At 38.9% G+C, this 19,857-nt stretch carries 21 protein-coding genes; 9 read left to right on the plus strand and 12 right to left on the minus strand.

The window, feature by feature from the left end:
- Nucleotides 1-21: 21 nt before the first annotated feature.
- Entirely contained in the window at nucleotides 22-894 is an 873-nt protein-coding gene (gene galU / locus QVL57_RS01335; protein ID WP_290076872.1) for a UTP--glucose-1-phosphate uridylyltransferase GalU, read from the minus strand.
- A 93-nt stretch (nucleotides 895-987) separates the two neighbouring features.
- Here galU and QVL57_RS01340 point away from each other — a divergent pair, with 93 nt between their 5' ends.
- The 9 genes from QVL57_RS01340 to QVL57_RS01380 all read left to right on the plus strand — a co-directional run bounded on the left by QVL57_RS01340 (nucleotide 988) and on the right by QVL57_RS01380 (nucleotide 11,819).
- Nucleotides 988-1,998 (plus strand): lytic murein transglycosylase, encoded by a 1,011-nt coding sequence (locus QVL57_RS01340; RefSeq protein WP_290076874.1) that lies wholly within the window; start codon nucleotides 988-990, stop codon nucleotides 1,996-1,998.
- Between the two features lie 7 nt (nucleotides 1,999-2,005).
- The gene (locus tag QVL57_RS01345; protein WP_290076875.1) at nucleotides 2,006-2,887 is read left to right on the plus strand and encodes a GDSL-type esterase/lipase family protein; all 882 of its coding nucleotides are present in this window, start codon (nucleotides 2,006-2,008) and stop codon (nucleotides 2,885-2,887) included.
- Nucleotides 2,888-2,961: 74 nt separating this feature from the next.
- Nucleotides 2,962-4,341 (plus strand): magnesium transporter, encoded by a 1,380-nt coding sequence (gene mgtE, locus QVL57_RS01350; RefSeq protein ID WP_290076877.1) that lies wholly within the window; start codon nucleotides 2,962-2,964, stop codon nucleotides 4,339-4,341.
- A gap of 78 nt (nucleotides 4,342-4,419) precedes the next feature.
- Nucleotides 4,420-6,234 (plus strand): translational GTPase TypA, encoded by a 1,815-nt coding sequence (gene typA / locus QVL57_RS01355; protein ID WP_290076879.1) that lies wholly within the window; start codon nucleotides 4,420-4,422, stop codon nucleotides 6,232-6,234.
- Nucleotides 6,235-6,264: 30 nt separating this feature from the next.
- Nucleotides 6,265-6,795: an inorganic diphosphatase gene (gene ppa, locus QVL57_RS01360; RefSeq protein ID WP_290076881.1), complete on the plus strand. Its 531-nt coding sequence runs from the start codon at nucleotides 6,265-6,267 to the stop codon at nucleotides 6,793-6,795.
- A gap of 4 nt (nucleotides 6,796-6,799) precedes the next feature.
- Nucleotides 6,800-7,774 (plus strand): class II fructose-bisphosphatase, encoded by a 975-nt coding sequence (gene glpX, locus QVL57_RS01365; protein WP_290076882.1) that lies wholly within the window; start codon nucleotides 6,800-6,802, stop codon nucleotides 7,772-7,774.
- A gap of 16 nt (nucleotides 7,775-7,790) precedes the next feature.
- Nucleotides 7,791-8,978 carry a flagellin gene (locus tag QVL57_RS01370; RefSeq protein WP_290076883.1) on the plus strand — a complete coding sequence of 396 codons (1,188 nt, stop codon included), beginning with the start codon at nucleotides 7,791-7,793 and terminating at the stop codon, nucleotides 8,976-8,978.
- Between the two features lie 92 nt (nucleotides 8,979-9,070).
- Nucleotides 9,071-10,243, plus strand: a complete 1,173-nt coding sequence (locus QVL57_RS01375) for a flagellin (RefSeq protein WP_290076885.1) — start codon at nucleotides 9,071-9,073, stop codon at nucleotides 10,241-10,243.
- 403 nt (nucleotides 10,244-10,646) lie between these two features.
- Nucleotides 10,647-11,819: a flagellin gene (locus QVL57_RS01380; RefSeq protein WP_290076887.1), complete on the plus strand. Its 1,173-nt coding sequence runs from the start codon at nucleotides 10,647-10,649 to the stop codon at nucleotides 11,817-11,819.
- Between the two features lie 62 nt (nucleotides 11,820-11,881).
- Here the strand turns inward: QVL57_RS01380 and QVL57_RS01385 are convergent, their stop codons facing one another.
- The 11 genes from QVL57_RS01385 to QVL57_RS01435 are packed head-to-tail and all read right to left on the minus strand — an operon-like array spanning nucleotide 11,882 to nucleotide 19,690.
- On the minus strand, nucleotides 11,882-12,199 hold the full coding sequence (locus QVL57_RS01385; RefSeq protein WP_290076888.1) for a DUF167 family protein: 318 nt from the start codon (nucleotides 12,197-12,199) through the stop codon (nucleotides 11,882-11,884).
- A complete protein-coding gene (locus QVL57_RS01390) occupies nucleotides 12,199-12,492 on the minus strand; it encodes a YggT family protein (protein WP_290076889.1) in 294 nt (97 codons plus the stop codon). The genes QVL57_RS01385 and QVL57_RS01390 overlap by 1 nt, the downstream gene beginning before the upstream one ends.
- Before the next feature lie 17 nt (nucleotides 12,493-12,509).
- Nucleotides 12,510-13,025 (minus strand): RNA pyrophosphohydrolase, encoded by a 516-nt coding sequence (locus QVL57_RS01395; RefSeq protein ID WP_290076891.1) that lies wholly within the window; start codon nucleotides 13,023-13,025, stop codon nucleotides 12,510-12,512.
- Nucleotides 13,022-14,314, minus strand: a complete 1,293-nt coding sequence (locus tag QVL57_RS01400) for a S41 family peptidase (protein ID WP_290077429.1) — start codon at nucleotides 14,312-14,314, stop codon at nucleotides 13,022-13,024. Before QVL57_RS01400 ends, QVL57_RS01395 begins: the two co-directional genes overlap by 4 nt.
- Before the next feature lie 26 nt (nucleotides 14,315-14,340).
- Nucleotides 14,341-15,486, minus strand: a complete 1,146-nt coding sequence (locus QVL57_RS01405; RefSeq protein WP_290076893.1) for a peptidoglycan DD-metalloendopeptidase family protein — start codon at nucleotides 15,484-15,486, stop codon at nucleotides 14,341-14,343.
- Nucleotides 15,487-15,495: 9 nt separating this feature from the next.
- On the minus strand, nucleotides 15,496-15,975 hold the full coding sequence (gene rlmH / locus QVL57_RS01410) for a 23S rRNA (pseudouridine(1915)-N(3))-methyltransferase RlmH (protein ID WP_290076895.1): 480 nt from the start codon (nucleotides 15,973-15,975) through the stop codon (nucleotides 15,496-15,498).
- A gap of 5 nt (nucleotides 15,976-15,980) precedes the next feature.
- Nucleotides 15,981-16,340, minus strand: coding sequence for a ribosome silencing factor (gene rsfS / locus QVL57_RS01415; protein WP_290076898.1), 360 nt, complete (start codon nucleotides 16,338-16,340; stop codon nucleotides 15,981-15,983).
- 4 nt (nucleotides 16,341-16,344) lie between these two features.
- Entirely contained in the window at nucleotides 16,345-16,956 is a 612-nt protein-coding gene (locus tag QVL57_RS01420) for a nicotinate-nucleotide adenylyltransferase (protein ID WP_290076900.1), read from the minus strand.
- A complete protein-coding gene (gene obgE / locus QVL57_RS01425) occupies nucleotides 16,957-17,958 on the minus strand; it encodes a GTPase ObgE (protein WP_290076902.1) in 1,002 nt (333 codons plus the stop codon). It abuts the gene before it with no gap.
- Nucleotides 17,955-18,725, minus strand: coding sequence for an RlmE family RNA methyltransferase (locus tag QVL57_RS01430; RefSeq protein ID WP_354669856.1), 771 nt, complete (start codon nucleotides 18,723-18,725; stop codon nucleotides 17,955-17,957). The genes obgE and QVL57_RS01430 overlap by 4 nt, the downstream gene beginning before the upstream one ends.
- Entirely contained in the window at nucleotides 18,722-19,690 is a 969-nt protein-coding gene (locus tag QVL57_RS01435) for a Ppx/GppA family phosphatase (protein ID WP_290076904.1), read from the minus strand. The genes QVL57_RS01430 and QVL57_RS01435 overlap by 4 nt, the downstream gene beginning before the upstream one ends.
- Between the last annotated feature and the right edge of the window lie 167 nt (nucleotides 19,691-19,857).

Here is a 19,857-nt window from a genome sequence, read left to right on the forward strand (position 1 = left end):
ATCAGTATAGAGAATGTAATATTATTTAACTAACTCCGCAAGCAATTCCTTTACATTCGTACTTAAATCTTCTCGCTCTAAGGCAAAAGCTAAATTCGCCGCTAAAAACCCTAGTTTCGATCCACAATCAAAAGTTTTACCCTCGAAACAAAAGCCATAAAAATCCTGCTTTCCCAAAAGCTTTACCATAGCGTCTGTTAATTGTATTTCTTCCCCAGCGCCAGGTGCTTGCTGAGAAAGCAAGTCAAATATATCCGGCTGTAAAATATATCTACCGTTAATAAATAAATTAGAAGGCGCAGCTTCAGGCGTAGGTTTTTCAACCATTTCTGTAATTTCAAATCCATGTGCTATCTTTTTTCCACAACCTACAATACCATATTTAGAGACATCTGCTGGCGAGCATTTTTCTACTGCTACAATATTTCCGCCGCCACATTCTTCATATAATTCTACCATTTTACTTAAACAACCATGATTAGCCTGCATAACCATATCTGGCAACAATAAAGCAAAAGGCTCATTGCCGACCAAATCGCGAGCACACCAAACAGCATGACCAAGGCCTAATGGTTGTTGTTGCCGGGTAAAAGATGTGGTTCCAGGTAATGGCTGTAGATCTTGTAAATGCTCCAATTCTTCATGCTTGCCTCTATTTTCTAGTACAGTATAGAGTTCTACTTGAACATCAAAATAATCCTCTATAACCCCCTTATTTCGCCCAGTAACAAAAATAAAATGCTCAATGCCAGCGTCGCGAGCTTCGTCTATTACATATTGAATAACCGGCTTATCTACTACGGTTAACATTTCTTTCGGCACTGTTTTAGTAGCTGGTAAAAAGCGTGTCCCGAGCCCAGCCACTGGAAAAACAGCTTTTTTTATTTTATTCATCTATCTCTCCAATATATTTTTATTTGCTTATTCTTTAAATCATCCTATTTTAAAAGCTATAACTAATAGAATATAATTTTAACGGCAAGCATTATGATAAAAAAATTCGTATATAAGTTCATCATAGCAGTATTAATAATAGCCATAGAAACTACTACTATTGCACTAGCAGCACCAACAACTGAAACAGACCAGAATTTTATAAATTTTATAGCCCAGTTTCGTCAAACCGCAATTGAAAATAACATCGATATATCTACCTATAATCGAGCTTTTCACGGTATCACGCTTCCTTACACGGATATGTTAAAATATATACGTACACAGCCAGAATTTCATAACACGCCCGAGCAATATTTAAAAACTCGCATAACCGAAGCGAAAATTCAAAAAGGTAAAAGCGAAAAACAAGATTTAGCCAGCACTCTGCAACAAATAGAAGATAGGTTTGGGGTAGATAAATCAATAGTTTTAGCAATCTGGGCAAATGAAACAGATTATGGTGCTGTGCTTCAAAATAAAAAAATTATGAAAGACGCGGTTCGTGCTTTAGCTACCCTCGCCTATTATAAAAGTCACTATAATAATTACGCACAAAAACAATTAATAGCCTTATTAAAAATTCTCCAACGCGGCTACATTACACGAGAAAATTTACAATCTTCATGGGCAGGCGCAATGGGACATACACAATTTATACCCAGCAGTTACCTGCTATACGCAGTAGATATGGACAAAGATGGCAAAAGCGACATAGTAAATAGCGTGCCCGATGCCCTAGCCACAACAGCAAATCTACTTGCCAAACACGGTTGGAAAAGACAAGCGCCTTGGCTCTATGAGATCACAGCCGATAATTTAGAGCAAATTAAAGCTCTAAAAGGCCACAAGCAAAACCTAACACAGTGGGCAAAATTAGGTATAAAATTAAAGAACAATAAGCCACTACCGCAGGGTCAAGAATTAGCCACGCTGACCATCCTTGGAACACAGCCAACGCGTTACTTCTTAACCATGCATAATTTTGATGTAATAAAAGCTTACAATAACTCCAATCTATATGCCTTAGCTGTAGCGTTATTAGCAAATAACATAAATACATAGGCTAAACATGAAACGCTGGCTTGTTAAATTACTAACTATACTCATGGTTTATAATTTAATGAGCCTTTCAGCATACGCATATGGCACAGATCCCATAGCAGATTTAGTAGCTTTACCCGCAAATACAAATGCAGCGCCAATACAGCTCAGAGCTATGGCTGTAGTTGGCGATTATGTAGCAGATTGGATTGGCGAATTCTTAACAAATTATTATCAAGACAGAAAAGATTTACCCATTAACAATATTGCACACACAAATACTGGTTTTTTAGAAGCAAATGCGCTAAGTGCGCAAACAGCGGTGTTAATGCACGAAAAGCCGAATATTATAATAATATGCATAGGCTCAAATGATGTACAGGAATTAAATGGAACATTGCCAAACAGCCAAGAATTTCTAGCCCTATATAAACAAAAAGCTACGGATTTTGCTAAACAATTAAAAAATAGCGGCGCACAAATACTCTGGGTAAGTGCACCGCCATTTAATTTGCAAAAGCATGATGAAACCGTGGCAAATTATAATGAAATTTACAAGCAACTATGTTTAGAAAATGGCTTCGATTTTATAGACATCTGGCGCGATTTTCTTAGCCCCAATGATTCCATACCGTTGCGCACAAAAAATATGATAGGTTTTACAGCAGAAGGAATAGACCTACTAACAAAAGAATTGCGCGAAAAAATAGATGCTAACACTAGCTATACTGTGGTAAATAAAGCCACGCCACAAGCTACTCAATCTGGACCATGGAACATATTAGATGTAACTGGCACAAATGACCGCTTAGCGGGCGCAGATATAAAGCAACTTTTCACTCCAATATCGCCTAATTATCTTGTTGCTACCCCGCCGAAAGGTAGAGCAGATGATTTTAGTCAATATTAAGGTTTGACAAACTATAAACCAACTCCTATCTTGCGATTAAGAATCGGCTAAATTTTAAATAGGAAACTGCTACTATGGACAAAGATAACGACCCATTGCACTATCTTTTAACTCTTCCGCCACAAGAATTAGCTGCGCAATTAACAACATTACATTTTGCAGATGCCATAGATCTGATAAATGCTTGCGAGCTAGACGAATGTGTTGACATTATCAATAGGCTAGATCTTGGCTATGCAATTGAACTCTTTGACAAACCGGAACTACAAAACCGAGAAGAGTTATTAGAAAATCTGCCAGCAGAAAAAGCTAAGGCAATATTAGACGGAATGTCGGCAGATGAAGCAAAGAACGTCTTTCAAAAAATGGATAGTACAGCGCAAAAATATCTTTTTGCCTTACTTTCTCCGGTTACACGCGCTGAGATAAATAAGCTAAGGGATTATCCAGATAGCAGCGCTGGCTCTTTAATGACCACAGAGTTCATTACCGTTCCTTCTACTTGGAGTGTAGAAACTACCTTAGCCCACATACGCGACGTAGAGCATACCCGCGAGACCGTTTATTCTAGCTATGTTATAGATCCCCATACTGGCGAGTTGCTTCGCGCTATTTCCTTGCGCAACCTTATCTTGGCAGATGGCAAAGAAAATATTCTAACCGCAGCGCGCGGCGAACAACCAATAGCAATTTCTCCATATACCGATCGCGAAGATGTTGCTCGCCTTTTCAGGCGCCACGACTTACTAGCAGTGCCAGTGGTAGATGGCGGAAATCACGTTATAGGTATAGTAACAGTAGACGATGTGCTAGACTCAATGGCACAAGAAATGAGCGAAGATACTTATAAATTTGGTGGTATGGAAGCGTTGGATAAGCCATATACGCACATCAGCTTTTTTGAAATGTTTAAAAAAAGAGCTGGTTGGCTTTGTGCCTTATTTATTAGCGAGATGCTTACAGCCAGCGCCATGCAATATTTCAATAGTGAGCTTGAAAAGGCAACGGTACTTAGCTTATTCATACCATTAATCATGAGCTCTGGCGGTAATTCAGGCTCGCAGGCTACCTCACTTGTAATAAGATCTTTAGCCTTGCGAGAGTTAAAAATAAAAGATTGGTTTAGCGTTGCCCTACGTGAATTGCCTACTGGAGTAGCATTGGGCAGCTTGCTAGGCATAATAATTGTTATAAGAATACTTTTATGGCAATTTTCTGGATTCTACAATTATGGTGAGCATTTTATGCTAATAGCAATTAGCGTCTGCCTTTCCCTTGTCGGTGTAGTTACTTTTGGCTCTTTAACCGGTTCTATGTTACCATTTTTACTAAAAAGGTTCGGCTTTGACCCCGCCAGCGCCAGCGCCCCATTCGTGGCTACATTAGTAGACGTAACTGGCCTAGTTATCTATTTTAGCATCGCCATGGTAGTTATGCGCGGAACATTGCTGTAAATTCTAGCGAAAAAGACTTGCGCTTTATACGAAAATGATATAATCCTAACTATATATTAACTATAATTGAGACAAGTCATGCAGCTGCGAAATATCGCTATCATCGCCCATGTTGACCATGGTAAAACCACTCTTGTAGATGGGCTTTTAACCCAATCTGGCAATTTTCGAGAAAATCAGCGTACATCAGAACGTATGATGGACTCTAACGATATTGAAAAAGAACGCGGCATAACTATTTTAGCAAAAGCAACATCTGTTGTTTGGAAAGATACTAGAATAAATATAGTTGACACTCCTGGCCACGCAGATTTTGGCGGCGAAGTAGAACGTATCTTAAATATGGTCGACGGCGCTATCGTGTTGGTAGATGCAGCAGAAGGTCCGATGCCACAAACAAAATTCGTAGTAGGCAAGGCTTTAAAAGTGGGGTTGCGCCCTATAGTCGCCATAAATAAAGTTGATAGACCAGACGCTCGTATAGATGAAGTAGTAAATGAAGTTTTTGACCTCTTTGCCGCTTTAGATGCAACAGAAGAACAGTTAGATTTTCCTATATTATATGGCTCTGGGCGTGATGGCTGGATGTCAGAACAACAAGATGGGGATAAATCCGCAGGGCTAGCGCCTCTATTTGAAATGGTAATAAAACACGTTCCAGCTCCCAGAGTAGAAGCTGGACCATTTAGAATGATAGGCACGATATTAGAGTCAGATCCATTTTTAGGACGCATAATCACTGGACGCATATATTCTGGCAATGTAAAACCAAATCAAAGCGTTAAAGTTCTTGCGCAAGACGGCTCTCTAATAGAAAACGGCAGAATTTCAAAAGTCCTAGCTTTTCGCGGATTAGAGCGGCAAGCTGTTGAAGAAGGCCTGGCTGGCGATATAGTAGCAATAGCTGGCTTGCAAAAAGGCACTGTAGCCGACACATTTTGCGATCCTAGCGTCAACGAAGCTTTAAAGGCGCAGCCTATAGACCCGCCTACAGTGACAATGAGTTTTTTAGTAAACGACAGTCCTCTAGCTGGTACCGAAGGCGACAAAGTAACAAGTAGGATTATACGCGACCGCTTAATGAAAGAAGCAGAGGGCAATGTTGCTCTAAAAATTGAAGAATCTTCAGAAAAAGACTCTTTTTATGTATCTGGCCGTGGCGAGCTACAATTAGCTGTCTTAATAGAAAATATGCGTCGGGAAGGATTTGAACTAAGTGTTTCTCGACCGCGCGTAGTAATGCACAAAAACGACAATGGTGAGACATTAGAGCCTATAGAAGAAGTTGTAATTGATGTAGACGAAGAGCATTCTGGTATAGTTGTACAAAAAATGTCAGAGCGCAAAGCAGAAATGGTAGAGCTTCGCCCTTCTGGCGGCAATAGAGTGCGCATGGTGTTTTATGCCCCTACCCGCGGCCTCATTGGCTATCAATCAGAATTGCTAACCGACACACGAGGCACGGCTGTCATGAATCGCTTGTTTCATGCCTATCAGCCTTATAAAGGCGAAATAACAGGTCGTGTGAATGGCGTTATGATCTCTAACGATAATGGCGAAGCTGTTTCTTATGCTTTATTTAATCTAGAAGATCGCGGTCCAATGATAATAGATGCTGGCACGAAAGTTTATCAAGGCATGATAATAGGCATACATTCTCGCGATAATGATTTAGAAGTAAATGTTCTAAAAGGAAAAAAACTAACAAATATGAGGGCCTCTGGTAAAGATGAAGCGGTTAAACTAACCCCGCCGACTAAAATGACGCTAGAGCGCGCATTATCTTGGATACAGGATGATGAACTAGTAGAAGTTACACCCAAAAACATACGCCTGCGTAAACTCTATCTAGACCCGAATGAAAGAAAACGTTTTGAAAAAAGCCGTGTGTAATAGAACTTAAAGAAATAAGGAACCTATAAAATGCATATAGAAAAAATACCAGTAGGAAAAAATCCTCCAGAAGATATTTATGTTATTATAGAAGTTCCTATAGGCGGCCATCCAATAAAATATGAAATGGATAAGGCTTCTGGAGCGTTGTTCATTGACCGTTTTTTGCATACGCCTATGAGCTATCCTGGCAATTATGGCTTCGTACCAAATACGCTTTCAAAAGATGGCGACCCAATAGACGTACTAATATGTAATACACGCCCACTCGTTCCAGGTAGCGTAATTAATGTTAGGCCTATAGGTGTATTAATGATGGAAGATGACGGCGGCTTAGACGAAAAGATCATAGCCGTACCCACACAAAAACTTACCCAGCGCTATAATCATGTTCATAGCTATAAAGATATGCCCCCTATTACTATGCAACAAATTGAGCATTTTTTTACGCATTATAAAGATCTAGAGCCAGATAAATGGGTACGCATCGACGGTTGGCAAGGACCAGATTACGCAAAAGAAATGATACTAGCCGCCATAGAACGCGCAAAAAGTAGTTAAGGAAATGCCTATGTCTATAAAGACAGCTGATGGATTGGATAAAAATTTAATCTTAGATATTGTAGAAGTTGCAAAGCAAGGTGCAATAGGTGCATCTAAAATGCGGGGCTGCGGAGATGAAAAAGAGGCAGATAAATACGCGGTTGACGCTATGCGTAGCGCATTAAATAAAATAAATATGGATGGCACTATAGTAATAGGGGAAGGCGAAAGAGATGAAGCGCCTATGCTGTATATTGGAGAAAAAGTTGGCACAGGACATGGTCAAGCTATTGATATAGCTTTAGATCCGCTAGAGGGTACAACTTTATGCGCTAAGAATCAGCCAAATTCCCTAGCCGTAATTGCCATGGCTAAAAAAGGCAACTTGCTCTACGCACCAGACGTTTATATGCAAAAAATTGCCGTTGGCCCTGGGTATGCAAAAAATATCATAGATATAAACGCCCCCTTAAGCGATAACATAATAAAACTAGCTATGGCCAAAGCTGTGCATCCACAAGAGCTTACAATTTGTATCATGGACCGCCCCAGACATGCCGCGTTAATAAAAGAAGCTCGGCAAACCGGAGCTCGAATTCGCTTAATTACCGACGGTGATATAGCAGCCGTTATAGAAACGGCGAGTAGCGATATAACTGGCACAGATTTATATGTAGGTATTGGTGGCGCACCAGAAGGTGTACTAGCTAGCGCGGCCATGCGGTGCCTGGGCGGACAAATATTTGGCAAGCTTATTTTAGACACAGAAGAAAAACGTAACCGTGCTGCTACCATGGGCATTACAGACCCGCAAAAAATCTATACGGTAGAGGAAATGGCAGCTGGCGATGTGCTTTTTGCGGCTACTGGTGTTACAAATGGCAATATGCTTTCCGGTGTCAAAATCACAAAAGATTATATAAAAACCGAAACTCTATTAATGCAATCTTCAACAAGAACAATACAAACTATAAAAGCTAAAGATTATTTATCATAATAAGGATTGAGCTATTATGTTAAACATAGAAAAAAATGCTAGCGCGATCAGAAAAGATCAAAGCTATTATGTTTTTGAAAATTTCTATGACAATAAAATAGCGCAAATTGTTAGCGTGTTATACGCGCATTTATATAACAATTTATATTCTGGCAATATGGCGGCTTCACAAAATATAAAAACTAACCATATTACAAGCACGCGCCCTATCACAAATAGAGCACCTACAACCGTTCAGCAAACTTTAAAAAAATTGCCAAGGCAACTTAATGATAATAAAGAATCCATAACAGGCAATGTGCGAATTAGTAAAACAAAGCCTGATACAGACTATTGGAGTAATGCCAACTCTGCACGCTCAAATGCTTCTACCTTAGCAACCATAAAAGAATCATTAAATTTGAGCAGCAAAATCCTCCAACAAGCCTCTAAAAATACTAAGCAAATACGTAAAGAACTAAATAATATAAACAACAAAACTATTATCGCTGTCAGCAACATCAACAATCCGCAAAAATTAACAGTTATAAAAAATGATATAAAAACAAGTCTAAATAATATAAAAACTGAATTAAGCAATGCGAGCTTAGATATTACCAACTTACTAACTAGCGACTCCAATGGCACAGTTGAGTTAGTTTCTTCTTTTTCTTATAACAAAAATGGAATTAAAGCCGAGAAAATTAACTTACAAAAATCTGAATTAACCTTGGCTAGTCAAACCCAAAACGGTATAGATTTTGCAAACGGTAAATTGAGTTTGCTATTTAAAACCGCACAAAATGTTTTTAGCCCAACCGTTATAAAACAAATAGAGCAATTACAATCCTATACCGATTTTGCCAAGGCCATAGCAATTACACTAGCCTATATAAATAAAATAGATGCCCTATTAGCCTCTGCAGAAAAAGAAATAGATAGCCATGTCGATTTCTTAAAAAAATTAAAAGATACCCTTGGCGGCAAGCTAAGCGCTTTGATAGAAGCAGATATGGACGCAGAGGCAGCCCGCCATGCTGCACTAGACGTACAGCACAAATTAACTACACAAGAGCTATTTTTAGCAAATCATGCTCCCCAAAATTTATTGCCTCTATATAAGACACAAAAGCTAGCCACACCACAAATAAGCACCGCAAAAATTAAAAAATCTATCGATAACTCTTGTGCAAGCGAAAAAAACATGGTAGAGAGATTGCATTAAGCAGAGCAGCATATCGATTGCTGCAGGCATGTAGCCGATCTGTTTAAGCTTCTTGCGAAGCATGTCCCAAATCAATATGAAGGGACTAAACTATGAGTAGTTTACTTACTAACGAAGCCTCCATGACAGCTCTGTTGACTCTTAAAAAGATCAGCGGCGACATGTTAGGCATACAAAAAAGAATCTCAACAGGACTACGTATTTCTTCAGCAGAAGACAACATAGCTTATTGGGGTTTGTCAAACTCTATGCGTAGCGATAGAACGCAATTGAGCACCGTTAATGATTCATTGAAAATTGGTCAAGCTAAAATCGGCCAAGCTCAAGCAGTGGTAAAAGCCATTCGCGAAGAAATCAATGGAATTAAAGGTGATGCTGGTACAGCAATCTCTAATGCAAAAAGCGACAGCAAATTACAAAAATTGCAAGCTAGTGTGAATGCACATTTAAGTAATATTCAAAAAGCTATAGCCAATGCATCGCTAGATGGAGATAACTTTCTAGAAAACGACGGCAACGGCGCATTTGAAATCGTAGCCTCTTTCCATAGAGAAAATGGTGCCTTCCAAGTTGACAAAATCACTCTTAACAAAGCAGATTTGCAATTGACAGGACATCTAGCGCCATATAGCGCAGCTGAGCCAACTACTAATTATAGTACTACCCCGCAACTTAAAGATGGTAAAACGGAAGGCGCTACAGAGGCTGAAGCCCGCGCAAAGGCAGCCAAATCAGCACATGAGACATGGGCAAAAGGTAGAAATGAGTATCTTGAAAAAAATGGCGTAAAGTTTACTAAGCCGGAGCCAAGCAGTGCTAAAAAAACTGAACATGACGCTTGGGTAAAAGAGCATGATACGTTCTATAACGAGGCTAGCGCTAGTATGAGCAGTACTATAACTAGTCAAGGAAAGCTTAAAGATCTATTTGATGCTAAGCTGAATCCGTTTCTTAAAGCGGCTGGTAGCAAATTTGATAGTGGTTTGATAAACAAGTTTGCTGCTGTAGTGGACAAGGTGGTTGAATCCTTAGATAATGTGGACGCTACTTTAGCTGTAGCAAAAACACAAGTAGACAGCCAAATGAATTTTATTAACCTCTTGACTAATAATCTAGACAAGAGCGTTGGTGCTTTGGTAGATGCGGATATGGATGCTGAATCGGCTCGCCTATCTGCTGTACAAGTGCAACAACAGCTAGCTGTGCAAGCGCTATCTATAGCTAACCAATCTACACAACATATCTTGTCTTTATACAGACAATAGGATATATTATCTATAAGCATTAAGGGGAAGGCTTAGCCTTCCCCTTTTTTTATCTTAGAGTTTGCTGTTACATGGCTTATTGTTAAGAAAAAATAAATATCATTTACAAAAGCTATATAAGTGCGTAGGTAAAGCGCAAAGCTACTGCCTGCACAAGGGTTGTTTTTAGCAAAGCATGCGCGCAAAAGTTTACTGCCCCTATATAAGACACAAAAGTTACCCACACTACAAATAAGTACTGCAAAAGTTAAAAAATTTATTAATAACTATTGCACAAGCGAATAAAAAATGGTAAAAAAAACTAAATTGAGCAGAGCAGTATATTAATTGCTGTAGGCATGCAGCCGATCTGCTTGCGCTTCTTGCGAAGCATGTCCCAAATCAATATTAAAGGGACTAAGCTATGAGTAGTTTACTTACTAACGAAGCCTCCATGACAGCTTTGTTGACTCTTAAAAAGATCAGCGGCGACATGTTAGGCATACAAAAAAAAATCTCAACAGGCCTACGTATTTCTTCAGCAGAAGACAACATAGCTTATTGGGGTTTGTCAAACTCTATGCGTAGCGATAGAACGCAATTGAGCACCGTTAATGATTCATTGAAAATTGGTCAAGCTAAAATCGGCCAAGCTCAAGCAGTGGTAAAAGCCATTCGCGAAGAAATCAATGGAATTAAAGGTGATGCTGGTACAGCAATCTCTAATGCAAAAAGCGACAGCAAATTACAAAAATTGCAAGCTAGTGTGAATGCACATTTAAGTAATATTCAAAAAGCTATAGCCAATGCATCGCTAGATGGAGATAACTTTCTAGAAAACGACGGCAACGGCGCATTTGAAATCGTAGCCTCTTTCCATAGAGAAAATGGTGCCTTCCAAGTTGACAAAATCACTCTTAACAAAGCAGATTTGCAATTGACAGGACATCTAGCGCCATATAGCGCAGCTGAGCCAACTACTAATTATAGTACTACCCCGCAACTTAAAGATGGTAAAACGGAAGGCGCTACAGAGGCTGAAGCCCGCGCAAAGGCAGCCAAATCAGCACATGAGACATGGGCAAAAGGTAGAAATGAGTATCTTGAAAAAAATGGCGTAAAGTTTACTAAGCCGGAGCCAAGCAGTGCTAAAAAAACTGAACATGACGCTTGGGTAAAAGAGCATGATACGTTCTATAACGAGGCTAGCGCTAGTATGAGCAGTACTATAACTAGTCAAGGAAAGCTTAAAGATCTATTTGATGCTAAGCTGAATCCGTTTCTTAAAGCGGCTGGTAGCAAATTTGATAGTGGTTTGATAAACAAGTTTGCTGCTGTAGTGGACAAGGTGGTTGAATCCTTAGATAATGTGGACGCTACTTTAGCTGTAGCAAAAACACAAGTAGACAGCCAAATGAATTTTATTAACCTCTTGACTAATAATCTAGACAAGAGCGTTGGTGCTTTGGTAGATGCGGATATGGATGCTGAATCGGCTCGCCTATCTGCTGTACAAGTGCAACAACAGCTAGCTGTACAAGCGCTATCTATAGCTAACCAATCTACACAACATATCTTGTCTTTATACAAACAATAAGATAAGCTATTTATAAGAGTTAAGGGGAAGGCTGAGCTTTCCCCTTTTTTATTTACTCCATTTTAAATACCAAGCGACCCCATCCTATCCTTTAAAGAAATAGGGTCTGCTAGCAGCTTAATAGTCTTATAATTTGCTTTTGTACCCGTTAGAATAGTTATTTTGCTTTTTGGTATCTTTAATTGCTTTGCTAAAAAAGCTAACAAGCGTTTATTTGCTTGCCCCTCATGTTTTACAGCACATATTTGTACAACTAAATAAAATTTACACGCTTGATTTGCAGCGGTAACTTCTTCAATGTCTAATATTTTATCACTAGCGCTATTTGGCTTAACTTTAACATATAATCTTATGCCATCCTTATCTAGCCTATAATACATTAATATATTAGCTTTAGACCATATTCATATAACAAGCTTTTTATAAACCATATAAGCAAATATAAAATAAAAGGAGAAAAATCTACGCTGCCACTAGTAGCTGGCAATAATTTACGAATCTGCACCAAAGCAGGCTCTATTATAGTATAAATAAACTGCGCTATATTATGTATAATAGGCGAAGCATTTTGCAACAAACCAAAGCTATACAGCCAAGAAAAAATAATATAGGCTGTTAGAAAATAACTGTACCAGTCTAATAGGGTTATACATAAATTAAATAAGCTTATCATGCATTTTTCCTAGCAAATTATTGTTGTTCTATGGCGTATTTTTTAAAAGCCGCTGCTATAGTTTTATAAATATCTTTTTTAAATGCTACAATTTCTTCTATAGCTGTATCTAAGCTGGTCCATTTCCATTTATTAAACTCTTTTGTATGACCATCCGGAGGCGGATCGATAGCAATTTCTGTTTCTTTGCCTAAAAACAAAAAAGCAAACCAATATTGTTTTTGTCCACGAAAATGCTGCGCTAATTTAGAATTTGTCATACCTTCTGGAAAGTCATAATATAAAGCCGCCTCATATTGTGCTAAAAACCTTATGGTTTTCATACCCGTTTCTTCATATAATTCACGCTTAGCAGCCGCCAATAAATCTTCGCCATTCTCTACCCCGCCTTGAGGAAACTGCCAACCAAGATTTCGAATGCAAGGCTGGCCAGCAGCAATCCCAAGCGCCTGGCGCTGCCCTAGCCATATTTGACCATGCGCATTAAAAACCACCATGCCAACGCTTAGGCGATATGGCAAATCTGTACTCACTTTTGGTCTCCGCTTTTAGCAACTATCAAACTCTGTTCTCGTAGCAATTTATAAGCAGCTTTTAATTGCAAATCTTCTTCTGGTTTTTCAGGAACATAAACAGAAGATCCGGAGCCTTTATCATTCTCTAAGGTACCTTTAATATGGCCACTGAGCTCTGACTCCCCTATGGTCACTTTGAGCCCCTTATATTTTGCCGGAACAGGTTCAACAACTTCAATATCTGGATCAATGCCATGGCCTTGAATCGAACGCCCGCTAGGTGTGTAGTACAGTGCCGTAGTTAAGCGCAGGCCCCCACCTTGTGGTAATGGAATTATAGTCTGTACAGAGCCTTTACCAAAAGAACGAGTACCTAAAATTTTTGCCCTTTTATTATCCTGCAATGCCCCAGCTACAATTTCTGCAGCACTTGCAGTACCACCATTTATCAAAACCACTAAAGGTTTACCATCAGTTAAATCACCTTTTTTTGCGTTAAAGCGCATCTGCGTACGCTGTTCTCGGCCACGTGTAGAAACTATTTCGCCAACTTCTAAGAAACCATCTGCGACTCTAACCGCCTGGTCTAATAAACCACCAGGATTTAATCTAAGATCCAACACATAGCCTTTAAGCTTAGTAGTTGGTATGGTTTTTTTGATTTTAGCTATCGCGCTAGATAAATCTCCATAAGTATGCCCTGTAAACTGCAATAATCTTATATATCCTATATCATCTGCTATTTCATAATGCAGATCATCTATTTTAATAACAGCGCGCTTTATCTCAAATTCCATAGGCTTCGCTACAGCCTTACGAATTATTGTAAGCTTTACGGCAGAATCTACTTTTCCGCGCATTTTTGCTACACTGTCCTTAAGCGGCAGCCCTAAAACCTCTTTGCCATCTATCTTAGAAATTAAATCACCAGCCAAGATCCCCGCCTTCGCCGCGGGCGTGCCTACCATGGGCGAAACCACCTTGACCAATCCATGATCTAACGTTACCTCTATGCCCAATCCTGCAAATTCTCCATTGGTCATATTTTTCATTTCTTTGGCTTCTTGCGCGTCCATATAAGAAGAATGAGGGTCAAGAGCTAACAACATACCATTTATGGCACTTTCTACCATCTTTTTATCATTTGGCTCAAAAACATATTCCTGTTTAACCCGTTCAAATACATCTCCAAAAACACTCAGCTCTTTATAGGTTTCGCTATTATCAGCAAAACAATGTTGTATAGAAATTAGGAAGATAATGCCTAATAAAAACCCTATAAATAAATTCATAGCTCTTCGTAACATAATGGCTTCCTTTTTCTTAATAGTCATTATCTAGCCCACCATTCAGCTGAGTTTATAACTTGCTTACCGCGACGAAATTCTATGCGCAGTTCACCATTTGTATCCATACGGCCTAGAGTAGATTTTTTATTTATAAACATGCCAGCCTTAACATAAATCTCTTTTAAGCCAGAAATTATCAGATAATAATTATCGCCTACATCTAGTATTACCATATTGCCATAGGAGCGAAAACTGCCAGCATAGAGAGTCACCGCATCTGCCGGAGTAACAACCACACCGCCAAGTTTAACTTTTATGTGCTGCCCTAGCCCACGAATTTCTGGCTCCATTTCACCTTTTATCGGCAATTCTAGTTTACCTTTTAATTTTTCAAATGCAATAGATTTACGCAGCTTTTCTTCTGCTAGATGCAATTGTGATGTTTGACTTTGCTCAATACGAGTTGCCTGTATATTGGCTAAAAAATCTTGTAGATTGTGAGCTTTCTGCGCTAGCTCAATTTTATTCTGCAAATTTTGTGCTAACTCAGTTTTAGCCTCATTTTCACTACGTGCTTTTTCTGCTATCAATAATTGCATTTTTTTCTGTGTTGCAGCTTGCTCTTCCAGGTCACGCACAAAATTTTTCTTTTGCTCAGCTACAGCTTTTATATTATTCGTCAGCTTATGCAATTCTTGTTGCACCTCTACCGCTTGATTTTGCAGCTTAGGCAGCATAAAACTCAGTAAATCGGCACCGCGCACCATATTTTGCATGTCTGCGGGCTGTACTATCAGTGCAGGCGGAGGGTCTAGCCCTATAGTAGTTAAAGCAGAAATAACAACACCAAAATTTTTGCTAACTTTATTTAAAGCTCGCTGTGATTCTTGCTGAAGAAACATATAATTTTTAAGTTTTTGCTCATCTAAAACCAAGTTATTTTTCAATTGCTGCATTTTCTCACTGCTTTGCGTCAGGGCTTTATTCAAACTCGTTTGATTCTGATGCAAAGCTGCAACTTCCTGCGTTAGCTTATTAATTTTATCTTCGGATAAATGGATATTATTATTTATGTCCTGTAATGCTTTATCAACAAGCCTTTGCGCTTCACCTATCTCATTAGCAAAAGATACCGTTGTGCAAAATAATATACTCAACAAGCCAACCAGATAACAACAAGATAATTTCATTCCATAAACCTATCTGTGATATGGATGGCTTAGCATTATCGTCATAGCACGATAAAGTTGCTCGGCTAACAAAATGCGTGCTAGTTGATGCGGCCAGGTCATAGCGCCAAAGCTTATTGTTAAATTTGCTCTTTGTTTAATCTCATCACAAAATCCGTCTGCCCCCCCTATCGCTACTACAATATCGCCTAGCCCTTGTTCTATCACAGATCTTAACTTACTAACAAACGCAATAGAGCTCAGATTTTCTCCTTTTTCATCACATAAAATCAAATAACCATTTTTAGGCATGAGATCTAAAAGCTTTTTACCTTCTTGGTTTTTTCTTAAGCTCGCAGTGCTGGCACGGCTTTCCAAAATTTCGTAATTACTGATATGCTGTATGCCCAACGATTTAGCGCAAGCACTTACTCGCTCAAAATATTGCGTATAAATTTGGCTAATGGCATTTTTCTTAAGCTTGCCTACAGCAAATAATATGATACGCAAACGTTTTATCCTTTATTCAGCTCATCTTCTATATGCACTATTTTAGGAGTGATTTCACTCCATAAACTATCTAAATCATAAAACTCACGTGCCTCAGCGCAAAAAAGATGTATCAAGTAATCACCGATGTCTATTAACACCCACTCACCAGAATCTGCGCCTTCAATCTGAATATTTTTTACACCTAGCTCTTTAACATATTTCAACAAATAATCACTTAAAGCAAGGACATGGCGAGACGAATTACCGCTAGCAATTATCATAGCATCCGCCAAGCTGCTTTTATTAAACAAATCAAAAGAAACTATATCAACAGCCTTATGCTCGCTTAATAATTTTAAAAGTTTATCTTTATTTATAGTCATAATTTTATCTCATACGTAAGTTAGTCGAAGATTGATTTGATAATTCACCACGCAAGTAACACCAAGCAGGAGGAAGCTTAAAGGCAAGTTGCTCTGCATCTTGTTCAGCAATTCGCGCTTTCTTATAATATTTTGCAAAAACAGAATTTAACTCAACTCCCAGCGCAGTGGGACGCCAGACAACGGCAATAGGCAGCATAGCCGCCAAATCTTGCCAGCGATACCATAGATGAAAATTGGCTAAACTATCGCCGCCAATTATCCAGACAAAATTAACGCCATGTAAACTCTCTTGGGTGGATAAATAACGCAAAGTTTCAAACGAGTTTTTTGAAGCAAGAGCTGCTTCAAACGCAGTTATATCTATACACTCAAAACTCTTAAGTAATAAGGCGCTAGCTGCCACACGATGTTTTATAGATGGAAGGTGAACGTTAGCTTTAAGCGGATTACCAGGCGTTACCATCCACCATAATCTATCTAAACCCAAACAACGCAGCGCGGTGTTAGCAACCAATACATGCCCTTCATGCGGTGGATTAAAAGTACCGCCAAACAAACCAATTTTTTGCCCAGCTTTAACCTGCGGTAGCATATCTAAAGAAATATAAGCCATTCAATCCTTTTCATCAGCATTTTTTAAAAACGTGCTAGCTTTATACAATAAAGAATTTACACCAATTTTTGAAACAGAAGATAAAATTGCCACGGGTTTTTGAATAGATTCTTCTAACTTCTTTGCTATAATCTCTGCCTCGCTTGCTAGCACTGAATCGCACTGGCTCAATGCCACAAATTCTGGCTTTTCATATAAAACCTCTGAATAAGCTCGTAACTCACTACGCACTGTCTTATAAGACTGCAGGATATTATCATTATTCACACTAATAAGATGCAGCAATACCCTACACCGTTCCACATGGCCTAAAAACCTATCACCTAAGCCAACTCCTTTATGCGCGCCTTCAATAAGCCCAGGTATATCGGCCAAGACAAAATCGTTATCATCTAATTTTACTACTCCTAAATTAGGGTGCAAAGTTGTAAATGGATAATCCGCAATTTTTGGTTTTGCAGCTGTTACACTTGCCAAGAACGTGGATTTTCCAGCATTTGGCAAGCCAACTAAACCAACATCAGCTATTAATTTCAAACGTAACCATAGGGATTTTTCAATACCTGGCAGCCCCAAATTAGCACGCCTAGGAGCTCTATTTACCGAACTAGTAAAATGCAAATTGCCAAAACCCCCATTGCCTCCCTTAGCCAAAAGATATCTTTGACCTTTTTGCGTTAAATCACAGATCAAGCTTTTATTTTCTGCATCAAAAATTTGTGTTCCCAACGGTACTTTCAGCACGACGTCTGCGCCTTTTGCGCCTGTTTTATTCCGCCCCATACCATGCATGCCTGTTTTCGCTTTAAAATGCTGCTGGTAGCGATAATCAATCAAGGTATTTAGCCCCTCAGCTGCTTCTGCCCAAACATCACCACCACGACCTCCATTACCACCATCAGGACCGCCAAACTCCAAAGATTTCTCTCTCCTAAAGGATACACAACCAGCTCCGCCATCCCCAGATTTTATATATATTTTTGCCTGATCTAAAAATTTCATAAATTATTACCTTTAAAATCTAACGCTAATATATATAGCTCTACTGACTCCGCCCGACTTGAAGGCGGTTTTACATGATGAACTTTAGTAAAATAACGATGTAATTTTTTCAAAATTTCCCCTTCAGTCCCCCCCTGAAAAGTTTTAGCCAAAAAAGTGCCTTTCGGTTTTAAAACATCAATCGCAAAATCCATAGCAACCTCGCAGAGATGCATAGTACGATAATGGTCTGTACGCTTATGCCCAATAGTTGGAGCAGCCATATCACTTAAAACCACATCTGGCGATTGCCCCAAAACTTCTATTAATTTATTTTGTGCACCGTCACTTAAAAAATCTAATTCTAACACTGAAACTCCAGCCAAAGGATCCATAGGCAAATAATCTATGGCAACTATAGAAGAGGAGGGCCCGTCTGCACCAATTATTCTACTTGCTACCTGGCACCAACCACCGGGGGCAGCCCCTAAATCTACTATCTTTTGCCCTTTTTTCAAAAAATTATACCGCTCATTTATCTCCAACAACTTATACGCTGCTCTTGAACGATATCCATCTATTTTTGCCCGCACTACATAAGGGTCATTCAGCTGTCGATCCAGCCATCTTCTAGACGAAGATTTTATAGTACCTGCTTTTTTCTTAAGCAATACATGCAGCGGCCTTGCTGCAGCTTCTATTACTTGCTCAGGAGGCTCTGTCTTTTCACCTTTTTTGCCCAAGATAAATCTTTTACGAGATCGCTGTAATTTGCTATTTCCTTTCATGAATCTTGCCCAGTTATAAATTGCGCCAAAATACCATCCCTCACACCACGGTCAGCAACAACTACCGTTTCTGAAGGCCAAAACTCAATAATACAAGATAAAATAGCGCAACCAGCCAAAAGCAGCTCCGCACGCTGGCGGCCAGAATATAAGCTAAGGCGTGTTTCCTGATTACTGCGGTTAAGAATCTCGGTAATTAACTGCTCTACTCGACTTCGCTTTAGGCGCAAACCATCTATTTTGGCTTTATCATATTTTTCTAATCCCAAATGTAAACCAGCAAGCGTCGTAGCTGTACCAGACATTCCCAATAAATAATATGGTTCATTTAAAGCTGCTAAAGGACGATTCTTTACAATATTTTTTAATGCTAATCGTACTTCTTGTTGCATTAATAAAAATTTTTGCTCGATACTGTCAATTAAACTAAATTTTTCGGCTAAATTTACTACGCCAAAAGAAAGCGATAACCAGTCTACGATAAACTCAGGTTTTAAACGATTATCAACTAAAGAAATTTGAGATGACCCACCGCCTATGTCAAAAACTATAGCAGGCTGAGCTGTTCTTTTAATCAGGCTAGCACAGGCAAAAGCCGCCAAACTCGCTTCAGTCTGGTTATCTATTATCTCTAATGTTATACCAGTTTTTTCATAAACTTGCGCTATAAAAAAATCCCTATTTACAGCTAATCGACAAGCTTGAGTTGCTACATATCGCTGTTTTGCTATATTATATTTAGCTATTTTCCTTTGGCACAGGGCCAGGGCCACAATAGCTCTTTCCATAGCTTGATCGCTTAAATAACCACTAGCTGTTAGGCCCCGCCCCAATAGGACATGACGTGAAAAACGCTCAATTACTTTAAATCTACGCTTTTCTTCATATGCTTTAGCTATAGACAAACGACAATTATGAGTTCCTAAATCTAAAGCAGCATATATTTTGGGGCGAACAACAGACATTTTTACAAAGACCTAACGATATTTTAACCCATATTAACCTTTATACGCAAATATTGCTACTGTTTAGGCACATAAATTTTATTATTAACTTATGACAACTATTTTACCCCTTGCCAATTTTTATAATTTACCAATTTAAAACATTATAATTTACAAAAAAGGAACAG

Source organism: Bartonella sp. TP (assembly GCF_030406085.1).
In the GTDB taxonomy this organism is placed as follows: domain Bacteria; phylum Pseudomonadota; class Alphaproteobacteria; order Rhizobiales; family Rhizobiaceae; genus CALTWN01.